Raw genomic sequence first — 21656 nt, 5'->3', positions numbered from 1 at the left:
AGTCTGCAACTGCAACAGTTGAATACCCAGCACAATTACATACCATAATATCTTTTTCTTTGCAGTAATCCATAGCAACATGATCTACTCCAGTAAATGCAACACATATCATTTTTAAATTAGGACAGTTTTCTATTACTTCTTTCTTGTATGGTAAATTAGAAAGTACTACAACATCAGCATCTTTACTTCTTTCTATTAAAGTTTCAGTCTCTTCTACTCTGGTGTCATAATATATTATTTCTATTTCATTTCCTAAAGTGTCTTTTGCCATACCTAATAATTTATCTTTATCGATACCTAATGGTTCTAAAATTACTAATTTCATTTTCTTTGTTCTCCTTTATCTTTTATATTTATAATACTTTATCTCATTTTGCCAACTTATAATTCACTAACATTATTACAAATAGAAGCGCTCTAACAATTTTTCACTTCTATGATTGCAATTTTATGCCTATTTTATTAAATATATTTACTTTACAATTAATATATCTGGCACTTTTTATTATACCTGTTATTATCTAAAAAATAAAACCACAAAAACCTTACAGATAAGATTATAGTAAAAGTAATTGTGATTATAGAGATTATATTTTAATTTAGTAGCTAAGTAAAACTCAAATTTACTATTCATACATATGAAATCGAATGCATACTAGCATATCTTAGTTTTATAAATTAATAAAAGACAGTAGAGTTTTTAATTCAAAACTTTCCACTGTCTTTGATTCATTCTATAGATACCCAATTTAAAAATTAGACTTCTAGTTAGAATAACTGTCTATACTTGTTAAATTTGAGAGTATCACTATACTAGAAATCAGTAACATATTGTTTGTAGTGTTTAATTGGAATTTTAACGATAACGATTCTTGACTAGAAGTTGTTCTACTCTGCTTGTTCAACGCTTACCGTTGAAGCAAGTAGAGTGGGTACAACTTCTAGTCGTAGAATCATCCGTCAAAATTCCTAGAAACCGAAACACAATATGTTACTTATTTCCGTAAGTTACACATAAGTCTAACTTTTAATTTATGCATAAACATCAATTTTTGTGCTTGAGACTACTGCATTAGAATTGTAATTTGTAGCACTAGTGCTGCTATTATCGGAATCTTTTGTTGAACTAGATGCCTTATCGGCACTCTTAGCGTTTTGAACTTCCTGAGCCTTCTGGTTTTCTTGAGCTCTTGCTGTTTGTATTTCTGCTTGAACTGCTTGAATCTGAGATTGTATCTCTGCCGCTTTAGCTTGTTTTGTTTTTGTGTCTAAGCTAGAATCAGAATTAACTTTCGCCAATTCTGATTGAATACTTGATAATTGTGCTTCAAGTGAACTAACATCTGTCCCCCCCGAACTACTTGAGCTACTCGAACTACTGGATGTACTTGAAGTCTTACTCGAAGTGCCTGACTGCTTAAGTGCACTAGCCATTGTGGAATTAGTATTAATTGTCATTATATATACCTCCAAAATATTTCTTATTTAAAATAGTCTCCTATAGTTTAACTTGGAGACTATCTTGAATCTTATCTTCCTGATTTTATGTTATTGTTCCAGCCGATACCAAGCCATCTAATGGATTTATTTGAGTCATATTTATTTATTACATACTTAATTTATTTAAGTTCATGGCTTCTTCGAACGCACTTTCAATAACATCTTCTTGCTCTTGAGTTATAGTCCCTGCTGATACTAGGCTGTCTAATGGATCTACTTGTGTACTAGTTGATGAAGCATTTCTGCTTGGTCCATTTGCTTTCATTGCCTCTTCAAATGCAGTTTTAATAGCATTCTCTTGATCCTCTGTTATTGTCCCAGATGATACTAAGCTATCTAATGGATCTTCTGGTGTACTAGTTGATGATACACCTCTATTGGGTCTATTCGCTTCAAGTGCGCCCTTAATTGCATCTTCTTGCTCCTGAGTTATTGTGCCTGCTGACACCAAGCTGTCTAACGGGTCTGTTTGGGTATTAGTTGATGATGCACCTCTGCTTGGTCTATTTGCTTCAAATGCGCTCTTAATTGAATCTTCCTGCTCTTGAGTTATTGTTCCTGCTGATACCAAACTATCTAGTGGATTTGATCTTACATTATTACTTGTCGCTGATGCACTTGTTCTATTTGCTTTCATAGTTTCTTCTAATGTACTTTTAACAGCATCTGCTTGATCCTGAGTAATAGTTCCTGCAGTTATTAAGCTTTGTAAAGGGTTTTGAGGTTTAGCGTTATTACTATATATTCCAGAAGAATGAATTTCTTTTCCTCTAGATTGAAATACGCTTTGAACAGCATCTGCTTGGTCTTGAGTGATGGTTCCAGCTTCCACTAAACTAGATAAAGGATTATTACTAGATATATTTTGAGCAGAATTTTCTAATGCTTGAAGACCTTGCTGACTTATTGAAACAAAATTATTATCTTCTTGATTTTTTTTCTGTTCTAATTTAGTCTGCTGTAAAACCCTTGCTTCCTGTAACCTTTTTTGAAGATACACCTCCATATTGTTTTGATTACTACTTATCGTATTCATGCTATAATTCTCTCCTTCGACCTGCTTCCCTGCAATTATTTTCTCCTATACATATTTCATCGAAATAAATCATTAAAAATCTAACGTAATGCTGTGGCAGCTTTGTGGCAAATTTGTGGCAAATAAATACATCTACAAATTTACAATAATATTTAAGATAACTATATGGTAGAATATATCTTGAGGTGAACTAATTTCATGAATAGGAAACTTATATATATTGCTGACGATGAAGTAAATATAAGCAGCATCATAAAATCTTTTCTCGTAAGAGAGGGTTTTGATGTAGAAACTTTTGTCGATGGACATGCCATTCTTAAAGCTTTTAAGGAAAGGCAGGCTGATATGCTTATATTAGATATTATGATGCCTGAAATAGATGGATATGCGCTTTGCTCTTTAATAAGACATAAAAGTTGTGTCCCTATTATAATTGTTTCAGCAAAGGATACAGAATTTGATAAAATAACAGGTCTTAAGTTAGGTAGTGACGATTATCTTACAAAGCCTTTTAGTCCTTTAGAACTCATTGCAAGAATTCATAGTATTTTTAGAAGAATAGATTTAGACAAAACCCCAGCGGCTGATACTAAAATTATTAAAATATCAGATGTATTAATAAACCTTGATACCAAACAAGCCCAGGTGAATGGATCCCCCCTAGGTCTTACTGTAATGGAATTATCACTCCTTAACTACCTCATAGAAAATAAAAACAGAGCTGTCAGCCGAAGTGAACTCTTAGATAAAGTTTGGGGATTTGAAAATAGAGTAGAAACTAGAGCTACTGATGATATGATAAAAAGAATACGTAAAAAGCTTTCCGATTTAAATTCAGAGTTGAAAATTCATACAGTATGGGGATTTGGCTTTACAGTATACGATAAATAAATTCTTAAATAACCAATACATAAATTTATAACTTTATTCTAAATACCTATAGACTGGATGATATTATGAAAAGAGAGACAATAAAATGGAGAATATTTAAATATAATATTATTGTAATTTTTATGCTGGCAATATTAACTACAGTAATATTTAATGTTACTGTCCGAATGTACATGGAAAATGATACCATAGAACAATTAGAGAGAATTGCATCAAACGCTGAACAAACTGCACTTCAGCATGGTCCCGATTTTTTCCCAAAGAAACCACAACCTCATCTTCCTGAAGATTTATATGATAATGGGCCACATATCGATGCAAAAGATGTTACTGATCCCTACAGATATTATTTTTTGTTAGATCATTCACTTAAAGAGCCCTTTTCTTTATTAAATTCAGATTTTATCTTGCTAGATAAAGATAAAAGTAGGATTAATCCTTTTCCAGACAGATCTACTTCTACCCACATTGATCTTACAAAACTGATTATAGATAAAATTAACGGTGCTAAAGATATTGATACACAATTAGAAGTAAATCTTAATGTACACGATACTGAATACATCGCTATTATAAAACCAGTATCTGATAAAAATTCTTTTGGTTTAGGGTGGATAATTATATATTCAAATGTTGAAAAAATAAATCAACTTCAATTAGTGATAAACTGCATTCTTTTTTTCATACTTATTTTTTCTGCATTAATAACAGTTGTCTTTTCCTCACGTGTATCGAAAAAAATAACCGAACCTTTTTCTCATCTTAATGAATATATAAGTTATATTTCAGAGAGAAACTTTGGTAGAAAGATTGAAGTACCTGTATATGATGAGTTGCGTGATTTCGTACACAATATTAATACTATGTCTGAGAAACTTGAAATACATGATAAGGCTCAAAAAACCTTTTTACAAAATGCATCGCACGAGTTTAGAACTCCGCTCATGTCGATTCAAAGCTATGCTGAAGGTATAAAATACGGTGTTGTCGACATAGATAGTGCTGTCCCAATTATACTTTCGGAAATAAACCGAATGACGAATTTAGTGGCGGATTTGTTATACCTGTCTCGACTTGACTCAATTGAAGAGAATTATAATTATGAAGATTTAAATTTAAATGAATTAATATATGAGTGTGTTCAACGATTGGATCTATTGGCCGAAAAAAATAATATAGCACTAAAGATCGATCTTCCAAAAGAAATATCGAAAATATATGGAGATGAAGAAAAACTTTCCCGAGCAATTACAAATATTATTAGTAATTGTATAAGATATGCAGACAATATTGTTTCAGTAAAATTACAAATTGTAGATGGCTCAATAGTAAAACTAATAATTTCAGACGATGGACCAGGTTTCAAAAATAATGAACTTCCTAATATATTTGAAAGATTCTATAAAGGAACCAAAGGCAATTTCGGACTTGGACTATCTATAAGTAAAAACATAATTGAAAAATTAAATGGAAAAATCATTGCGGAGAATTCAAATCTGGGTGCATTATTTATAATTGAGTTGCCTATATATAAAATTTCTTAACTATAAACTAACATATGCATTGCTATAAATTACAGAATATAAATGTATTGCTAAGAACTCAAAATATAAAAACACTTGCTTTAAGAGGTTATTTTAAGTTTACTGCTAAACAACCGAAAGGGAATATATGTGTTTGCTTCGGTTCCTTGAAGATTTTACTGGATTATTCTAAGATTACAAGTTGTACCCAAAGTGCTTGCTTCAATGGCTGCGCATTGAACAAGCACATTCGGAACAACTTATAATCTAGAATCATAACCAGCAAAATCTTCTTATGAACACTGCGCAAAAACATATATTCCCTTTCTAGTCTAGCAGTAAGCTTAAAATAAGTTCTATATTAATGCAAGTATTTTGGGTTAGTAGTATCTTTAATGAAGGGTATTTATAGTCTTTAAAAGAAATTTACATACTTTTAATACACGAAACATATGAAATTGGAAAGGGTATCCGTGAAACTCTTAAAGTGATAACAAAACAAATAAAAAGAATACATATATGTGGAGCAGGCATTGAAAAATAAGCTGCTGCATATCTTACTGAGAAATTGTTCCATGTCCGCTTGACCGCAAGAGCATGCAGATGTGGGTACAACTTGACCTTTAGATATGCTCAGCGAAAATTTTCATAGTCCTGCGGAACATATATGTATTCTCTTTCGGTTGTTCATTACCTTTACTCGTAATTATTTTTCAAAATCCTTATACATCAAACTTGGCTGAATTCCCGTATTATTTTGATATTTTCCGCTATCGTATAAATCATATTCTCCGTGTATGTCGTGATAATAGATTTGGCATATTTCTACATTAGGATAAATTCGTATAGGCTGAACGCAGAAAATTTCTAATGTCCAATATCCTGAAAATCCAATATCACCAAAGCCTGCTGTTACATGAATAAATAGCCCAAGTCTCCCTGTAGAAGATCGTCCTTCAAGCATTGGAACATATTTACTTGTACTAGTAAACTCATTTGTCCTGCCTAAGTATAATTTTCCTGGTTCTAATAGCAAACCTTCCTCTGGAATAATTATTTTCTTTGTTTTATTTGGAACTTTCATATCCAAGACATCATTTTCATATATCAATAATTCATTATGTAAAGATAAATTATAACTATTAGGATTTATTCTTTTTTCATCGAATGGTTCAATTATTATATCTTTACCGATATCTTTTAATATCTCTTTTCCTGATAATATCATTAATTTATCCCCCTCGTTCTTTCAATTCATAACAAATAATCTCTGTTGTAAATAATCAATCACTACATCAATATATAAAAGATACTTACCAAATATCATTTTATTTAATATTTATTCATATATTCTTATTCATTTAAAATCTCTTTAAATTCTAACAATATAGTCCTAACTTTTTCTTCATCTAAAGGTTTATAACTTTTTATATATCCAGACGCGTCAAGCGCTTCATAAGCTTTCTTACTCATCGAAATCCAATTTTCTGGTATATATACCCATACTATATCTTCATATTTGCAACTTAATAGAAAATGCTCTAACCCCCAAAATGCATATTCTTCAATCTCGTGTAATTCATTAAAGCGCTTATAATCTGTTACAACTTGAGAGGTTAATTGGTATCTATATATATCTACATAAAAAAAATCAAATACCTCTTTTTCAGCCTTAAAAGCATCACCATTTATTATTTTAATCTTTTTATTTTCTTTAAAATTTTGCTTATATAAACTTATGACTTCTTCACTTATCTCATATACGATAACTTCTTTTACTTTTGATTTCTTTGCTATCTCTTGAACTATATATCCAATTCCAAGCCCAACTATCCCAACTCTTCCATATGCAAAAGAAATAGGCCCATATGAACTTTCTACCTCTTTAGGAGTAAGTTTCATCAAATTAGTATCATTCTTATATAATTGAACTATATCTATATCAACTTTTTCTTTATTCTCATACATATATCCTTCTAGACCTTGTTCTAGCATGGTATTTTTAACTATTCTATAGTCACCACAAGTTCCTTGATTAATTATTTCAGCATATTTTTTTATCTCTTGGAACACAAACTTTTTATTATATGGTTTCATAGTTAATTCCCTTTCTTCTAATATTTGGCTTGAAATCTATAGCTAAGATTTCATATATTCCATTAGCACTTTTAAATTACATGTATAATTTTACCATACTTTTTATTAAATTAATATATTTAATAAACCATAATATAATATCACATTATTAGACATAATATAACTGTTATTATAAACTTTTTATTTGAATATATATGTGCTATACTATCTTTAATGATTGAATATCATTAAAGCAATATTTTATTAAGGTAGGTGTTTATATGAAAAATGTTACTATAAGTGAAGAAGCATATAATGAATTTAAAGGCTTTTTAGAAGAAAATAAAATAACCGACTTCAATATTAGAATAAATTTCGCTGGTAATTCATGTAGTGGCCCAGTTTTCAATATATCTCTTTCAGAAGCTACTGATGATGATGAAGTGGAAAAAATAAATGATATTACATTTATGTTCGAAAAAACTTTAGCAGAACAATTCGGTGGATTCATAATTCTTTCTTCTGAAGAAAATGAAGGCAATGGATTAAGTCTTAAGCCTGTTATCGCACCTGAAGGTGGATGTGGCGGCTCTTGTGCTGGATGCCACTAAAATAATAAGATGTAGAATAAATATATACATATTTATTCTACATTTTTTATTTATAAACATCTCTTATAAGACTTAATTTAATTTTTGCCCTTATAGCATTTAAATATGCCCCTTATGAATTCGTATTTTTTGTTTCTTCTATCTTCCACTGTAAATTTACATAACTATCGCTTATATCATAGATACCTTCAAGCATATCTATCCAATAATGTTCCTTTATAACTTTCTTTTCTTTAGCTTCTCCTGTTACTCCATTTAATGTTTTTTCATTAAAATCATTAAAATACTCATATAATTTAGAAGAAATTTCATGCATAGATTTAAAGGATTCCAAATCTTCGCTTTCTAATATAAATTTGTCTCTTTCATTTTTCATTTCTTTATTTAATACAGATAACATGTATTCCTTTATTCTTCCGTGTATATCATTTTCCATTATTTTTTTAGTTTTTATATTCTTAGAAAACAGAGGTATTGCATTTTGCATATAAGAGCCATATTGTTGCCAAAGCTCCATTGTGTCACTAGACATAACATCGTAGTTTTTATATAGTTTTAACAAATCTTCATTTTTTATACTTTTTTCTTCTACACTCTTAGATAAAATATCCATATTACTTTCATTTCTTTGTTTAAAATCTTCTATCTTAGTATATGATTGCTGTTCAATTTTATATTTATAATTATTTAATTTAAAAAATGTATATAAATTAAATATTATGCTTATTACAAGAAGTACAGATAATAACATTAAATAATCTATATTTTTTATTCCTTTAACCAAGAATACACCTCCTTTGTTATAATCTATTCTAACATAGAAGCTTATATTTGCATATTTAAAGTTATTTCACGAAAATAATAGACCAACTCTGAAAGTATACTACTTATTCCATTTTTTTATATTTTTAGTTCTAAGGTACATGTTAGATATCTATATTGTTCTTCTAAAATTTATCATCTAGCCCAATCATGTATAGCTTCATTAACCATTTTCAAGCCTATATTACCTTCGATAATTTCTTTTACTTCTGTATTTATTCTTTTTACCTCTCCATATGGAGTTTTTAGAGATAGCTCTTCATTTCCAGACACAACCCATATTATTTTTTTATTAATTGGTTTCACGCCTAGTTCATTTTCCCCCACTCCATCAGTAAAATATATTAGTACTGAATTTCTCAAATTATTATCTAAAATATATTGAAATACTGGAGTAAATTTTGTTGAGCCGTTATTCCTAGCTCTTTTGCGAATATCTTTTTCACTGGTAAGCTTATATACACTTCTAATTTCATTATCACATTCAATAATTGTAATGCTATTTTTTGCATTAGCAGTTATTGACAGTATTTCGACTAAAATTTTATGCATATCATCATCTTTTATACTAGCACTTATATCAATTGCAACAATTAATTCGGATTCATTTTTAGGTAATCTTCCCCGTAGATCCAGCCTTTCTGATTGTCTTCTATCTCTTCTTGTTATAGTTTTCTTATATCCTGATTTTACTGTTGGTAATATATTCTTCAAAACCACCTGCCAAGGTATTTCAGCAGTTTCACTATATGCTAAAATTATATTCTCTAATCCTTTAGGTGTATTCTTTGTATAAGCACTTATAGCTGTTTTCTTTGTTAAGCTTTTTATATCTTCTTCACTTATTTCAATTTCTTCCCATAAATCGTGAGCTTTAGTTATATCGATCTCACGTCCTAAATCCTTACTTATTTTATCCTTTTTTATTCTAGATTTAATGGACTTATATATTTCTTCGGCGTATTCCTCAATACTTCTATTTTCTCCAAGTAATAAATTATACTCCATATTTACAGCGCTAAGCCTTTTACTTGAACCTGGCAAATCTTTTATATACTGATTAATTGAAATATCTAACGCAACATTTATTGCCTCTTTGCTAAATCTATTCTTTAATCTTTTTTCCCTTTCAAAATGGGAGTTCATTATGTGATATATTTCATGTTTAAATAACGCTGCCATTTCTTTCCTATTACATTCCAAAAATAAAAATGGATTAAAGTACATATTAAAGCCGTCACGTCTAGGAATAGTAGCAATTGGAACTGTTAAATTAACACTTATATCTCTTCTCACTCTGAGCATAAATTGTCCAAAAAAAACATCCTGAGTTTGCAATAAATATAAAATAACACTTTCAACTAATTCAAAAAAATTTCTTCTATAATCATCATTAAATTTAACTTTTTCCTCTAGTAAATATGCCTCTTTTAGAAGCTGCTGTCTTCTATCTTCAAAATCCAAAAACTATTCACCTCTTTTACTATAAATAAACATCATGTGACTTAAACTTATGTGTTAACTTACCGAAATAAGTAACATATTGTGTTTCGGTTTCTAGTAAAGTTGTACACTTAAGGTTTAGTAATAATGGAAATGTCTTTATCTATAGATAATATACTTAAATTGAATATCTATATATCTATAAGATTTTGTATCTTCTTATCGGCTAAAAATATTGAAAAATGCTTCAATGAATTCATCATTTTCAAGCAGTCTTTCATATATTCCACCTTTATAATCTCTCTTAATTTCTTTCATTATTCCGAGTCTTAAATCTCTTGGATATAAATTTAAGAGTTCTGAGAATAATCTAAAATTCTTTTCAATAGGAACACTTTCCAAATATCTTAATGAATTTTTTGCTAATATATATAACCTTGAGTGATTTTCATCTTGTACCTTTTCTTTTAAATCAAAGCTTAAGATATCATTATTAAATACATCTTCTGTTCTTATTAAAGGCTTTTTTAGATTGACGAGAAAATTAGCAAAGTCATTAGCTATATTAACTCCAACGTTTCCTCTTACAGCATTCAAAAATATATCTAATGGATATTTATCTTTGTTATTTAAATATATTTTATATGCTTTTGATATCCTTTCCCAGCTTCTTGGCGTAGCCTTTATAGTTTCATCTGATTCTGACATATGTAGATATTCCGGAAACGTAGATAAAAATTCTATAACATGCTCGTCTATATTTCCGTTTTCGCTCATTCCCCATTTAATCCATTCCTTGATATCTGAATCGAGCTTTACCCAAACAAACCTATCTTCCTGAGCTGGATCCATATCTACAACATCATATTTACTATTATGAAATCCATCATTTCTATTGGAAGGATTCATTGCTGCTATTACCTTTACTCTTTCACTCAATATATATCCATTAATTTCTCTATTCAAAATTAAATTCATAAGCTCTTGAGCAACTGCATGATCACACCTATTTAACTCATCTATAAATAGAATAACATCTCTATTTTGATCTTCTTTTATGGCTTTTTCAATTTCAATTAATTTGCTATGGGTAGCGTACATTGTAACTCTATTTTCAACTACTGGTAAGCCTCCTATTTCCCCTTCTTTTAATAAATTAGCATCAATTGTAACTAAATAATGTCCATTATCTCTTGCTATACGCTTAACTAAAGAAGTCTTTCCAATTCCACTTTCACCTATAATCAAAGGTACATCATTTGCTGCGACTATTAAATCTACCGTTTTTAAACATTCTGAATAATTCAAAATTTTCACCGCCTGTCTTATATTGATAATTTATAATCTACAAGTAATTTTTTTGCATTGTTACTTCCAAATTCTCTAACGAAATTAATTTTATCCATTTCTAAGATCTCTAATTCTATGAAATCTTCGATGTATTTTTTCTCGATATTTTCATCCTTAATTTTCTCTTGAAGAATCTCAACTACTAACTCCACATCAACACTATCATAAATATATTTAACTACGTTTATATTTTCATGAATGAATACTTTTATATCATCTAAATCATAATTAGAAATATAATTAATGGCTTCACCGTTTAGTTTCACCGCTCTGACCTTAGCCCTTAAACTAGGATTTTTTATAAATCTAATAGCTCCATAATAATTTTCTATAGCTGCAAGCTGAACTTCTTCTGAAGGACTTTCTATATACTTGATTGCATCATAATCTTTGCTTACTGCTAAAAGCTGTAATTCTTCACTGGGATTTTTTACAAATTGTATAGCCCATCCCTTAACTTTAATAGCTTCCTCAATAATTTTCTCACCAGGATCATCCATTAGTTCTAATGAATTCCACAAGCTTTTAACACATATTATACCAATTTCCTCATCAAGATCTTTAATATATTTAACGTTCAAAGGAGTACTCTTAATAGCCTGTTTTTGAACTTCTTTACTAGGATTCTCTATATATTTTATGTTGTTGCCATTATTTTTCACAACAAATAATTGTAATTCTTCACTTACTTCATCTAACTCACGAATATACTCAGGATGATTTTTTAATTTAAATAATAATTCTTCCTTATTCATAATTTCTCCTTTACTTTCTATTTGTAATTTTATTTACCTAATATTAATTATTATATACTATAAAAGGCTTATATAAAACAGATAATATATAGAGATTGATTGTTTAAGTTTAATTATGATTGATAAACACCATAAAGCTATGTTTGATTGTAACCATCAAACATAGCTTTAATTAATCTTTATATCTTTCAATTTCCTTCTTAACAGAAAATAATAAACTATTTAATTCCCACACTTCACCGTCTTCAATTAACTTGTTTAAAGTTTTTTGATATCTAGATGCTTCTACCTCTTTACCTAATGAAATAAGGGTCAACAGTGAATTCATTATATTCGAGATTAAGTGAGATTTAACTTCAAATAGCTTTTGAGCATCCTTTATTTCATCTTTAATCTCAAGCATTTCTTCATCTAATCTAAATGCTGCATCCGCAGATCTCTTGAGTTTTGCTTTTAATTGTTCTGGTATGTGCTGTTTATATTTATAATTTAAGGAATGTTCGATTGTTGCCCAAAAATTCATTGCAAGTGTTCTTATTTGAAATTCTGCTAAAATTTCTACTAAACCTTCTGCCATATTAACTGGATACTTTATTATCATGTGGTAACTTCTATAGCCGCTTTCCTTAACATTTCTTACATAATCCTTCTCATAAAGAATCTGCATATCCTTACGGCCTCTTAATATTTCCACCACAGTATCTATATCATCAACAAACTGACACATGATTCTTATGCCTGCAATATCTTCAAGTTCATACCTAATTCTATCTATTGGAATTTCAAACTTGTTAGCTTTTTCTAACATGCTCGAAACTTCCTTCACTCTTCCAGTTACAAATTCTATAGGTGAGTATTCATTTTTTCTTCTATATTCTTTTCTAATTGATTTTAATTTAACTTTAAGCTCATCTACCGCTTGCTCGTAAGGCATTAAAAAAACCTTCCAATCACTTATTGCCATTGCTACCACCCTTTAATAACTTCATTCCTCAATATCGTCCTTATCTATTATATCAAAAACTTTAAAATTAGTGTAAATAATAATATATAAAGTACCTAAAAAATTTTCATAATCTATTTATGAATTTATTTAATATGATATAATTTATATTGAGGATACAAAAAAATATTTTTTAAGTTATGTACTTTTAATGGGGTGACTAAAATGAACGATACTAATATTCTAAACCATTTATTTGATAAACAAACAGTTTGTCCTGTTTGTGATTCGCATTTCAAGGTCAAAACTGTAAAATCTAAGTCACCGAGAGTTACTTCCAAGGATTCAGATTTTTTTATTAGGTACTCAGTAATAAATCCATATTTTTATGATGTTATAATATGTAATTCTTGTGGTTATGCTGCAATGAAATCAGACTTTGAAAAGATTAAATCTCATAAAAAAGAACTTGTTTTAAGTAATGTAACTCCAAAATGGAAACCAAGGGAATACCCTATTATTTTGGACGAAAAATCAGCAATTGAGCGCTATAAATTATCTTTATTAAATGCTGTACTTATTGGCCTTCCAGAAAGTACAAAAGGTATGATTTCGCTAAAAATTGCTTGGATGTATAGATTACTTAATAATAATGAGCAAGAGAACCTTTTCTTGAAGCAAGCTCTTGATGGTTTTAACTCTGCATATACCAATGAAATTTTTCCTATTTACGGATTACAAAGAGATTCTTTAATGTATTTACTTGGTGAATTAAACAGAAAGTTAGATAATTCTCAAGATGCATTATTATGGTTCTCTAGAACGATTGTTAGTACGAACTCTTCTGCTAAGGTTAAAGAAATGGCTAGAATTGGTAAAGATTTAATTAAAAATACAAACAATTAGAAATATTTTTAATTTATTACTAAGGGGGATATAACATGGGATTTTTCAAAAATAATAATAAAGCTGCTTCTGATAACAAAACTTCACAAGTTACTCAAGTTGCAGAAAATAGCAGTAATATAATTGAAAAGGATTTAAGTAAAATTAATGACATAAAAGGTAATGTTGAGACTATGGATAATTCTATTAAGGATATTACATCATCTGTTTCGTCATTAGTATCTTCTGCTGAAACTCAAACAAAAGAAATACGAAATGCTAAAAATATGTTATCTAATTTTAGATCGAATATGGAAGATTTAGCAATTAATATAACTAATGTCCATATTAAAGTATTAGATACAGATAAATTAGCCGATAATGGTTTAAATACAATTGACCATTTAGATACATCGTTAACTGACCTTGAAGATGCATTTACTGTTTCAACTTCGACTGTTAATGCCCTAGTATCAAAGCTTGAATCTGTAAATAGTATAACTGATTCTATAAGTCAAATAGCAAGTCAAACTAACCTACTATCTCTAAATGCAGCTATAGAGGCTGCTAGAGCCGGTGAAGCTGGTAAAGGATTTTCAGTTGTTGCTGGTGAAGTTAGAAAACTTGCTGAAAATTCAAAGCTTGCTGTTCAAAGTATAACAAGCATATTGGAAGAAATCAAAGTTGATATTTTAAAAGCATCCAATGCAATGAATTCTGGTAATTCAGCTTTAGTTACTCAACACAATTCATTGGAAGAAGCTAAAGATAGTTTCTCTAATATAAAATCTTCTATTGAGGAAGCTACTGATGAAATCAATACTTGTATAGAAAATTTGACTACTGCTTCTGAAACAAAAGATAATGTTATTTCAACAATTGACAACATCAGTGTTGCATTTGAAGAACACGAAGCTTTATCTAAGGAAATTGCCGTGGATCTCAATACTCAAGAAAATGCTATAGGAAAAATTAACAAATCAATAGATAATCTACTCTAAAAATTTTATTGTTTGTTACATAAAAATAAAGGATATCTAACTTCTATAATTAGATATCCTCTTTTTTTATAAGTAAGCTTTATATTAACTAACATTCATTATTTAGCGTTCAAAATAAAATCACTATTGCTCAATAAATATCTTATAGCTACAGTTAAATTCTTTCCCTATTTCTAATGGAAGTACGCCTTCCTTTTCTTTGAATTCTCCGGTGAAATCTCCATAATCTGCATGACCAAACCAAGGTTCGATACATACGAACGGTGCACCTTTTGATGGCGCCCATATACCCATGTATGGAAAGCCTTTAAATTCCACACTTATAGATTTATTGTGATTTCTTGATTTAATTGTAATCTTATCTGATTTTAAATCATTAAACACTAATGCATCATTTTTAAAAACTTCTTTATTAAGTTCAATTATATTACTATTGATTAAATATGCCTTCTTATCATGAGTAAAACGTACATTCTCATCAAAACACATAATTGAGCTATTTTCAATTTGGTTAAATTTGAGATAATAGTCCTCTAAAACTTCGTCTTTTTCAATTGGGCACATAAATGCAGGATGAGCACCCAACGAAAAATAGATTACTTTATTATCTAAATTAATTACTTTATAGCTTACTACTACACAACTTTCGTCAAGCGTGTATGTAACTTGTAAAGAAAATTTATAAGGATAGATCTCTAGAGTTTTATCGGAATATCTTAATTCAAAAGTAATACTATCTTTACTTTGAGATAACAATGTAAACTCTGATATCCTAGCAAACCCATGAGATTGAAGTTCGTATTCTTTGCCATCAATCCTGTACTTAGAATCCTTAAGGTTCCCCACTATTGGAAATAAGTGTGGTGAATGATATCTCCAGTACTCTGGATCTCCACTCCAAAGATATTCTGTTCCTTCTTTTTTACCAGTTATAGAATGCAATTCTCCCCCATGAGTACCGGCAGCAATTTTTATTTTTTCATTTTCTAAAGAATAAATCATAAAACTTTCCCTCCAAAGATTAATTATATAATTATATCAGCTTAAAGAATTCTTTTAGGATTAAAATCAAGATAATCTGCTGAGGTTAATATGTATTCAATGCCGTCAAGATACCCATCTAACACCTTCCCCAATAATACTGGTCCGTGTAAATGCCCATATACAACCTTTTCTACATTATATTCTTTTATTATTTTAGTAAATTCAGACTCCTCAAATTTCTCATTTGTTGGAGGATAATGAAGCATGACAATTATCTTCTCAAAACCGTTTTTCTTCGCTGCATCTAGAGAAAGTCTTAATCGTATCTGCTCTCTATCATATATTTTTTTATCCTTATCGCTATACTTTTCTCCACTTGGACACATCCATCCTCGTGTTCCACATATAGCATAGTCTTCATAACTATAAAAATTATTTTGAAGAAATTTAGTATTTTCGTATTTTCTATTTAGCTTTGAAATACTTACCCACCAGTAATCATGATTACCCTTACTTATAATCTTTTTCCCTGGCAATTCATTAATCCAATCTAAGTCGTACTTACTATCTTGTTCTTTTAAAGACCAAGATATATCTCCAGCTATAAGCACCATATCTTCTTCAGTTATTTTGCTAACCCAATTTACTTTTATTTTATCACAATGATCTTTCCATTTATCTCCAAAAATATCCATTGGTTTCTCAACATTAAAACCTAAGTGCAAATCTGAAATTGTATAAAGTGCCATTTGTTTATCACCTTTCTATTATCCGTATGTAAGTCATCTCTTCTTATCTAAATCCGTAAGAAAAGCTATTACATGTGCTACCGATTCATATAATTCCGCAGGAATTTCATCTCCAACATCTACATTGCATAATAAATCAGTTAATTCCTTATTATAGACTATTGGTACTTCATTTTCTGCTGCTTTTTCTATTATTTTATCTGCAATATGCCCCATTCCAGCTGCTGTAACAATTGGAGCGTCGCTATTAAATTCGTATTTTAATGCTGCTGCTCTTTTCCTGTGATTCATATTTTGTACACTCCTAATCAATATTTCACATATATTAAAATGTACAATTTAAGATGAAATCTCTTACGACTTAAAAAAATATTATAATTTCAAAATCTTTCATTGCACATAATAGCTAATTCGTCAAATTAAATATATTAAGATATCAATACTAATTATACCTTAATATCGATAGTAGAAATAGTTAAATCGTTAAAGAAATTTCTACAACTAGCCAGATCTACAGGTTTATCTTTAGTCGCTACACTTATATTAACAAATAATCCAAGAGTTGATAATCCATCCGCTAGCTTTGACTTATTATTATTTAGGGTAGATGTAAATTTATTATCACATTTCAAATTTACATCAATTCTATTTTCCCTTAAAGTTAAATATCCGTCTATCTCGCCTAAGTTTACTGTTCTAACACTAACAACCATTTTAGCATTGGTTGTATCGATTTTTTTTCCATCTTTTCTATTATCCTTAATTATAAGCTTGCAAGGATATTCTTGGTTGTTTGCAGTTATAGGAACATTTAAATAATAATATTCATTGCTAATAGAATTAAACATCTTTATATCATTAATATTAGCTTTAACTAGATTCATAATCTTCTCATATCCAGAATCTTTTAAATCTGTTTGTGCTAATATATTTTTAACTATATCTCTTACATTATCAATTCTTTCCTTCATTTCCGTTTTTATGGCTTCTTTATTATCTATATTACTTCTTTCGAATAAATCACCAGAATTTAGTTTTCCTAAATTAAAATTATCTTTAGTTACAACTTCATCCTTAATTGTACCTATAGATGCTTCTTTAGGATGGATAGTACTTTTATCATTTAATAATTTAGTGAAATCTCTAAATTCATTATCTGTAATTTCAACTTTCTCACCATCTATATTGCTAAGCAATAACTCTAATTTATGCTTAGCTGTTGACTCAACAAGTCGTTCAGCTTGAGTTTTAGGTCCATCATTTGTTGCAATACTCTCTCCTATAGTATCTTTTATTAATTTTACTATTTCTTTATCCTCTAACTTTTTAACTAAAGATTCACGAAGTTCTACCTTTTCATTATTAGTACTTATACTTTCCCTTACAGCATTTTTTTGGACAATATCTAATTCACTATCTTCACTTCCTGCTAATGTTTTTAGTACGTCTAATACATTTATCTTCTTAGTCGTTGGATCATTTTCATTATATCTTTTGGATGCTAAAGCTGTAGTTGAATCTATAGGATTTTTAGTTAATTCCGCTTCCTTGTTTACTATTTTATTTCTAAATATAGTTTCAATATCATTCTCTAATGAATTTGTGAAATTCTCTAGAGAGCTTAAAGAATTACTTATTTTTTTAAGAATTTCCTCTATTGAAGAATCTCCTTTAAATAGTTTATTGAAACTATTTATATTTTCTTCAGAAAAATCTAAGTTATTCTCTATAAATGTGAGTATATCATCAGATCCCATATTCTTAAATTCATTTAAAAATTTTGTTAACATTTCCTTTATAGCTTGGCCTTCAGCGCTACCAGATGATATATTCTTACTTTGAAGATACGTTTGAATAAAAGACTCCATTTCCTTAGGATTATCACTCATCTTTCCATTAAATTGAAGCAATCCTCTTATTTGATTTATATTTTCTCTAGTAAGAGGAATATTACGCCTTACCATTTTCTTCAAAAGATCAATATCTTCTTTAGAGAGACCTTCTTTTTCAATAATTTCTCTAAAATTATCATCTTCAGTGGTTTCTTCACTTCCAGCTCCTTTAACTAGCTTAAGTTTCAATTTTCCATTTTCGAATCCATCTACTTGAAACTTAAGCAATTTAATATCATCTAAATTAACCTTCTCCTCAATTTCAGCAATAAATTGCCATCCATCCGCTAGCCTTATTGAAACATCTTTTCCGTCCCCTTTTGCAACCACTCTTCCTGTAAAGCGTTCCCCTACCTCAAAAGTTAACTTGCTAGAAATTTTCTTCGTATTTACATTATATCCATTGTTTACATTCCAAATTCCTGGCATATCATCTTCTCCCCTACTAAACTATTACTTAAGCATACTCTTAATATATTTATCGTATAAGAAGAGTTTAAGTTAACTATTATTAATATCTAATTTCATGTAATTCTCTGCTTTATATATTCTTAGTGTACTATAAATAACAACTAAATTAAATGAAATAAATACTTATGTCTCAAAGTACCTCAACAAGCACACGAATAACAACAATATATTAACAATTATTGTAATAAATGGATTTTTATCATAAATAGGAGATTCATTGCTTCCAATGATTTGTAGTATGATAAGGGTACGTACAAATACTAACTCTGTTAATTTAAACTAAAAATATTAATATAAATAGTATATGTATTTTCTTCACAGAATAGATTTCTAGATGTGTTGGACGATTTCTATATAAAGATTTGATAAGTAAAATTCTTTTGAATTATTCATATTAATTTATATAGTATATTGTCACCTATATAGGTGACAATATACTGAAGAAAATTATTTATATTCCTTAGATTCTTCTTCTCCTTTTAATACCCTAATAACCCCTTGAGCTAAGGCAAGCATTTCATCTTCGCCTGGATAAACCACTATAGGTGCTATAAATGACACTTTTTCACTTATTAGATTAACCATTGGTTTTCCGTAAGCCATACCACCAGTTAATATTATTGCATCTACTTGACCATTAAGTACTGCTGCTGCCGCACCAATATCTTTTGACACTTGATATCCCATTGCATCGTGTATTAATTTAGCTTTTGGATCTCCTTCAAGTGCTGCATTTTCTACTACTCTTGCATCATTTGTATCAAGGTAAGCTACAAAACCACCTTTTCCAGTTATCTTCTTTAAAATTTCTTCAAGAGTATACTTTCCACTAAAACACATTCTAGCTAAATCACCTGATGGAACTCCTCCACTTCTTTCCGGTGAAAAAGCTCCTTCACCATCAAGTGCATTATTTACATCAACTATCTTTCCATTCCTATGTGCACCTACAGAAACTCCGCCACCCATATGTGCTACGATAACATTTATATCTTCATAATTTTTTGAATTTTCTTTTGCATATCTCTTTGCCACTGCTTTTTGATTTAATGCATGAAAAATACTTTTTCTAGGAAGTTCTGGAACACCTGATAATCTTGCTATTTCCTCCAATTCATCGACTACTACTGGATCTACTATGAATGCTGATTTACCAATAGAATTTGCAATTTCATTTGCTATTATAGCTCCAAGATTAGATGCATGTTCTCCCTGAACACTTTCCTTTAAATCTTTTAGCATTGTATCGTTTACTTTGTAAGTTCCACTAAGGATTGGTTTTAAAAGCCCACCTCTTCCAACTACTGCATCTAACTCTTTTATATCTATGTTATTATCTTTAAGTATTTTCAATATGACTTCTGTTCTAAAGTTCTGTTGATCAGAAATATGCTTAAACTTTCCTATTTCTTCTGAAGAATGTCTTAAAGTTTCTCCGAATATCTCTTTTTCATCCTCGAATACAGAAATTTTTGTTGATGTAGAGCCTGGATTTATTATTAATAATTTATAACTCACACTTTTTCCTCCTTAAATTTTTATTTTCACTATTCCCTATGATTGTAAAATTAAACCATAAAACAATTAAAAAATCAATACTTTTTTTACTACAAAATTCAAAAATTTTGTAGAATTTAGGGATATACTGGCGATAATATTATATGATACTTACGGAATAGTTACAAGAAATAATTTCTCAAATAAGTCAAATTATTTTTTACTTATAGAATATTATGCTTTTTCCCATTATCTAGTATGATTATTTTTAAGATGTCATATTCATTTAATTATTAAAATATAAAATCACTTGTGATATTACTTATATTTCACAAGTGATTTTATATTTTAATTTTTCATATCATAATTCAATGTGCAATGTCACAAATTTATTTAATATGTTAAATGCTATATCAAGTGAAACTTGACTTAGGCTGAGTGCGTAAGCTCCACCTAAATCTTAGTTGAACTATTTTTATTTATATCCTTTTTCCTTGTCTAATGCTTCGTCCCTTATCTCACATCTCATAGCTTGAAGTGATTCTAATCTTCTTTCATTCTTATCTTCTAGCGCTTGTTTCATCTTAGAATCATCTGTTTTTGCTATCATTTCATCTGCAAGTTCACAGTTTAAAATAGTTCTATCAATGTTATATTGAATTCTATCTATATTATCTGTTCTATCATCTGGTTTGTTTTTCATAATTGCATCTCTCCTTTGTTTTATATCTTAAGTGTACTTACCATAAGCACTTTTCCTATTTATTATTTGCAAAACTATAATTATTATGTACAAACATCTTATATATAAAATTGAAAATAAGAGACTATATACTTTAATGGGAAATAGAAGGAATAAAAGATGTAAAAAATACTATACAATACATATAATAATTTTTAATTTTCTTTTTAAATATTATGCTAGTTAATTTTCATTAATAGCTTTATTTTCCACACATTAATGTAATTATGAGAGCAATACTATAATAGTCAGGAGGTGATTATTATGAATACTCAATTAGCGCCACATGAAGCAATTGAAATTAGAGCACTCATAAGCCAAGAAATGTTAGGAATTAAAAAAATCAATGCAAGTATGAGCTTGGTTCAAGATAATGAATTAAAAAGCTTTATGCAAGATTCTCTAAATGCTAAAAAAGCTTCTCTACAAAACATACAATCTGCATTATCATAAAAAATTACTTTATAGAAAGGAGAGAGTTT

Annotated in this window: 21 protein-coding genes and 1 pseudogene; 6 read left to right on the top strand and 16 right to left on the bottom strand. The window is 29.1% G+C overall.

Translation table 11 applies throughout. The features are described from left to right. The 3 genes and pseudogenes from CLCHR_RS14190 to CLCHR_RS14180 form a co-directional block, all read right to left on the bottom strand. Positions 1–328 (bottom strand): annotated as a pseudogene (locus CLCHR_RS14190) (hydroxyacid dehydrogenase); the annotation flags it as partial. A gap of 707 nt (positions 329–1035) precedes the next feature. Further along, positions 1036–1461, bottom strand: a complete 426-nt coding sequence (locus tag CLCHR_RS14185; protein ID WP_079440491.1) for a FlxA-like family protein — start codon at positions 1459–1461, stop codon at positions 1036–1038. A 148-nt stretch (positions 1462–1609) separates the two neighbouring features. Further along, positions 1610–2539 carry a hypothetical protein gene (locus tag CLCHR_RS14180; RefSeq protein ID WP_207652320.1) on the bottom strand — a complete coding sequence of 310 codons (930 nt, stop codon included), beginning with the start codon at positions 2537–2539 and terminating at the stop codon, positions 1610–1612. 198 nt (positions 2540–2737) lie between these two features. Between CLCHR_RS14180 and CLCHR_RS14175 the strand changes: the two genes are divergently transcribed. Beyond that, entirely contained in the window at positions 2738–3430 is a 693-nt protein-coding gene (locus CLCHR_RS14175; protein ID WP_079440490.1) for a response regulator transcription factor, read from the top strand. A 65-nt stretch (positions 3431–3495) separates the two neighbouring features. Beyond that, positions 3496–4974 carry a sensor histidine kinase gene (locus tag CLCHR_RS14170; RefSeq protein WP_079440489.1) on the top strand — a complete coding sequence of 493 codons (1479 nt, stop codon included), beginning with the start codon at positions 3496–3498 and terminating at the stop codon, positions 4972–4974. 685 nt (positions 4975–5659) lie between these two features. On the opposite strand, the gene dcd is transcribed toward CLCHR_RS14170, so the two are convergent. Next, positions 5660–6181 (bottom strand): dCTP deaminase, encoded by a 522-nt coding sequence (gene dcd, locus CLCHR_RS14165; protein ID WP_079440488.1) that lies wholly within the window; start codon positions 6179–6181, stop codon positions 5660–5662. Positions 6182–6306: 125 nt separating this feature from the next. Continuing rightward, complete coding sequence (locus tag CLCHR_RS14160; RefSeq protein WP_079440487.1) at positions 6307–7050, bottom strand: polyamine aminopropyltransferase; 744 nt, start codon at positions 7048–7050, stop codon at positions 6307–6309. Positions 7051–7310: 260 nt separating this feature from the next. Here CLCHR_RS14160 and CLCHR_RS14155 point away from each other — a divergent pair, with 260 nt between their 5' ends. Next, a complete protein-coding gene (locus tag CLCHR_RS14155) occupies positions 7311–7640 on the top strand; it encodes a HesB-like protein (RefSeq protein WP_079440486.1) in 330 nt (109 codons plus the stop codon). A 112-nt stretch (positions 7641–7752) separates the two neighbouring features. On the opposite strand, the gene CLCHR_RS14150 is transcribed toward CLCHR_RS14155, so the two are convergent. The 5 genes from CLCHR_RS14150 to yjbM all read right to left on the bottom strand — a co-directional run bounded on the left by CLCHR_RS14150 (position 7753) and on the right by yjbM (position 12974). Next, positions 7753–8424 (bottom strand): hypothetical protein, encoded by a 672-nt coding sequence (locus tag CLCHR_RS14150; protein WP_079440485.1) that lies wholly within the window; start codon positions 8422–8424, stop codon positions 7753–7755. 173 nt (positions 8425–8597) lie between these two features. Next, the gene (locus CLCHR_RS14145) at positions 8598–9926 is read right to left on the bottom strand and encodes a vWA domain-containing protein (protein ID WP_079440484.1); all 1329 of its coding nucleotides are present in this window, start codon (positions 9924–9926) and stop codon (positions 8598–8600) included. A 198-nt stretch (positions 9927–10124) separates the two neighbouring features. Next, the gene (locus CLCHR_RS14140; RefSeq protein ID WP_079440483.1) at positions 10125–11213 is read right to left on the bottom strand and encodes an AAA family ATPase; all 1089 of its coding nucleotides are present in this window, start codon (positions 11211–11213) and stop codon (positions 10125–10127) included. 17 nt (positions 11214–11230) lie between these two features. Then, positions 11231–12010: a hypothetical protein gene (locus CLCHR_RS14135; protein WP_079440482.1), complete on the bottom strand. Its 780-nt coding sequence runs from the start codon at positions 12008–12010 to the stop codon at positions 11231–11233. A 172-nt stretch (positions 12011–12182) separates the two neighbouring features. Next, positions 12183–12974, bottom strand: coding sequence for a GTP diphosphokinase (gene yjbM, locus CLCHR_RS14130; RefSeq protein WP_079440481.1), 792 nt, complete (start codon positions 12972–12974; stop codon positions 12183–12185). A 204-nt stretch (positions 12975–13178) separates the two neighbouring features. Here yjbM and CLCHR_RS14125 point away from each other — a divergent pair, with 204 nt between their 5' ends. Both CLCHR_RS14125 and CLCHR_RS14120 read left to right on the top strand, forming a co-directional pair. Then, positions 13179–13859 carry a DUF2225 domain-containing protein gene (locus CLCHR_RS14125; RefSeq protein WP_079440480.1) on the top strand — a complete coding sequence of 227 codons (681 nt, stop codon included), beginning with the start codon at positions 13179–13181 and terminating at the stop codon, positions 13857–13859. A 35-nt stretch (positions 13860–13894) separates the two neighbouring features. Next, a complete protein-coding gene (locus tag CLCHR_RS14120; RefSeq protein WP_079440479.1) occupies positions 13895–14839 on the top strand; it encodes a methyl-accepting chemotaxis protein in 945 nt (314 codons plus the stop codon). Positions 14840–14962: 123 nt separating this feature from the next. On the opposite strand, the gene CLCHR_RS14115 is transcribed toward CLCHR_RS14120, so the two are convergent. From CLCHR_RS14115 to tlp, 6 genes are all read right to left on the bottom strand, one after another. Then, positions 14963–15841: an aldose 1-epimerase family protein gene (locus CLCHR_RS14115; RefSeq protein WP_079440478.1), complete on the bottom strand. Its 879-nt coding sequence runs from the start codon at positions 15839–15841 to the stop codon at positions 14963–14965. A 41-nt stretch (positions 15842–15882) separates the two neighbouring features. Then, a complete protein-coding gene (locus tag CLCHR_RS14110) occupies positions 15883–16572 on the bottom strand; it encodes a metallophosphoesterase (protein WP_079440477.1) in 690 nt (229 codons plus the stop codon). A 33-nt stretch (positions 16573–16605) separates the two neighbouring features. Then, positions 16606–16863, bottom strand: coding sequence for an EscU/YscU/HrcU family type III secretion system export apparatus switch protein (locus tag CLCHR_RS14105; protein ID WP_079440476.1), 258 nt, complete (start codon positions 16861–16863; stop codon positions 16606–16608). A 155-nt stretch (positions 16864–17018) separates the two neighbouring features. Then, complete coding sequence (locus CLCHR_RS14100; protein WP_079440475.1) at positions 17019–18893, bottom strand: flagellar hook-length control protein FliK; 1875 nt, start codon at positions 18891–18893, stop codon at positions 17019–17021. Positions 18894–19382: 489 nt separating this feature from the next. After that, positions 19383–20453 (bottom strand): butyrate kinase, encoded by a 1071-nt coding sequence (gene buk / locus CLCHR_RS14095; protein WP_079440474.1) that lies wholly within the window; start codon positions 20451–20453, stop codon positions 19383–19385. 454 nt (positions 20454–20907) lie between these two features. Then, complete coding sequence (gene tlp, locus CLCHR_RS14090; protein ID WP_079440473.1) at positions 20908–21135, bottom strand: small acid-soluble spore protein Tlp; 228 nt, start codon at positions 21133–21135, stop codon at positions 20908–20910. Between the two features lie 303 nt (positions 21136–21438). Here tlp and CLCHR_RS14085 point away from each other — a divergent pair, with 303 nt between their 5' ends. Next, positions 21439–21627, top strand: a complete 189-nt coding sequence (locus tag CLCHR_RS14085; RefSeq protein WP_079440472.1) for a hypothetical protein — start codon at positions 21439–21441, stop codon at positions 21625–21627. Positions 21628–21656 lie beyond the last annotated feature (29 nt).

The sequence above is a fragment of the Clostridium chromiireducens genome, from assembly GCF_002029255.1.
Taxonomy (GTDB): Bacteria; Bacillota; Clostridia; order Clostridiales; family Clostridiaceae; genus Clostridium; species Clostridium chromiireducens.
Note: the sequence above shows the minus strand (reverse complement) of the source record. Positions and strands in the feature narration are given on the sequence as shown.

Bases quoted from the DNA above. Each gene is read 5' to 3' on its own strand.
- CLCHR_RS14115 (WP_079440478.1), bottom strand. From the start codon at position 15,841: ATGATTTATTCTTTAGAAAATGAAAAAATAAAAATTGCTGCCGGTACT.
- yjbM (WP_079440481.1), bottom strand. From the start codon at position 12,974: ATGGCAATAAGTGATTGGAAGGTTTTTTTAATGCCTTACGAGCAAGCG.
- dcd (WP_079440488.1), bottom strand. From the start codon at position 6,181: ATGATATTATCAGGAAAAGAGATATTAAAAGATATCGGTAAAGATATA.
- CLCHR_RS14160 (WP_079440487.1), bottom strand. From the start codon at position 7,050: ATGAAACCATATAATAAAAAGTTTGTGTTCCAAGAGATAAAAAAATAT.
- CLCHR_RS14085 (WP_079440472.1), top strand. From the start codon at position 21,439: ATGAATACTCAATTAGCGCCACATGAAGCAATTGAAATTAGAGCACTC.
- CLCHR_RS14125 (WP_079440480.1), top strand. From the start codon at position 13,179: ATGAACGATACTAATATTCTAAACCATTTATTTGATAAACAAACAGTT.
- CLCHR_RS14135 (WP_079440482.1), bottom strand. From the start codon at position 12,010: ATGAATAAGGAAGAATTATTATTTAAATTAAAAAATCATCCTGAGTAT.
- CLCHR_RS14110 (WP_079440477.1), bottom strand. From the start codon at position 16,572: ATGGCACTTTATACAATTTCAGATTTGCACTTAGGTTTTAATGTTGAG.
- CLCHR_RS14180 (WP_207652320.1), bottom strand. From the start codon at position 2,539: ATGAATACGATAAGTAGTAATCAAAACAATATGGAGGTGTATCTTCAA.
- CLCHR_RS14185 (WP_079440491.1), bottom strand. From the start codon at position 1,461: ATGACAATTAATACTAATTCCACAATGGCTAGTGCACTTAAGCAGTCA.
- CLCHR_RS14105 (WP_079440476.1), bottom strand. From the start codon at position 16,863: ATGAATCACAGGAAAAGAGCAGCAGCATTAAAATACGAATTTAATAGC.
- CLCHR_RS14175 (WP_079440490.1), top strand. From the start codon at position 2,738: ATGAATAGGAAACTTATATATATTGCTGACGATGAAGTAAATATAAGC.
- CLCHR_RS14120 (WP_079440479.1), top strand. From the start codon at position 13,895: ATGGGATTTTTCAAAAATAATAATAAAGCTGCTTCTGATAACAAAACT.
- CLCHR_RS14155 (WP_079440486.1), top strand. From the start codon at position 7,311: ATGAAAAATGTTACTATAAGTGAAGAAGCATATAATGAATTTAAAGGC.
- CLCHR_RS14170 (WP_079440489.1), top strand. From the start codon at position 3,496: ATGAAAAGAGAGACAATAAAATGGAGAATATTTAAATATAATATTATT.
- CLCHR_RS14100 (WP_079440475.1), bottom strand. From the start codon at position 18,893: ATGCCAGGAATTTGGAATGTAAACAATGGATATAATGTAAATACGAAG.
- tlp (WP_079440473.1), bottom strand. From the start codon at position 21,135: ATGAAAAACAAACCAGATGATAGAACAGATAATATAGATAGAATTCAA.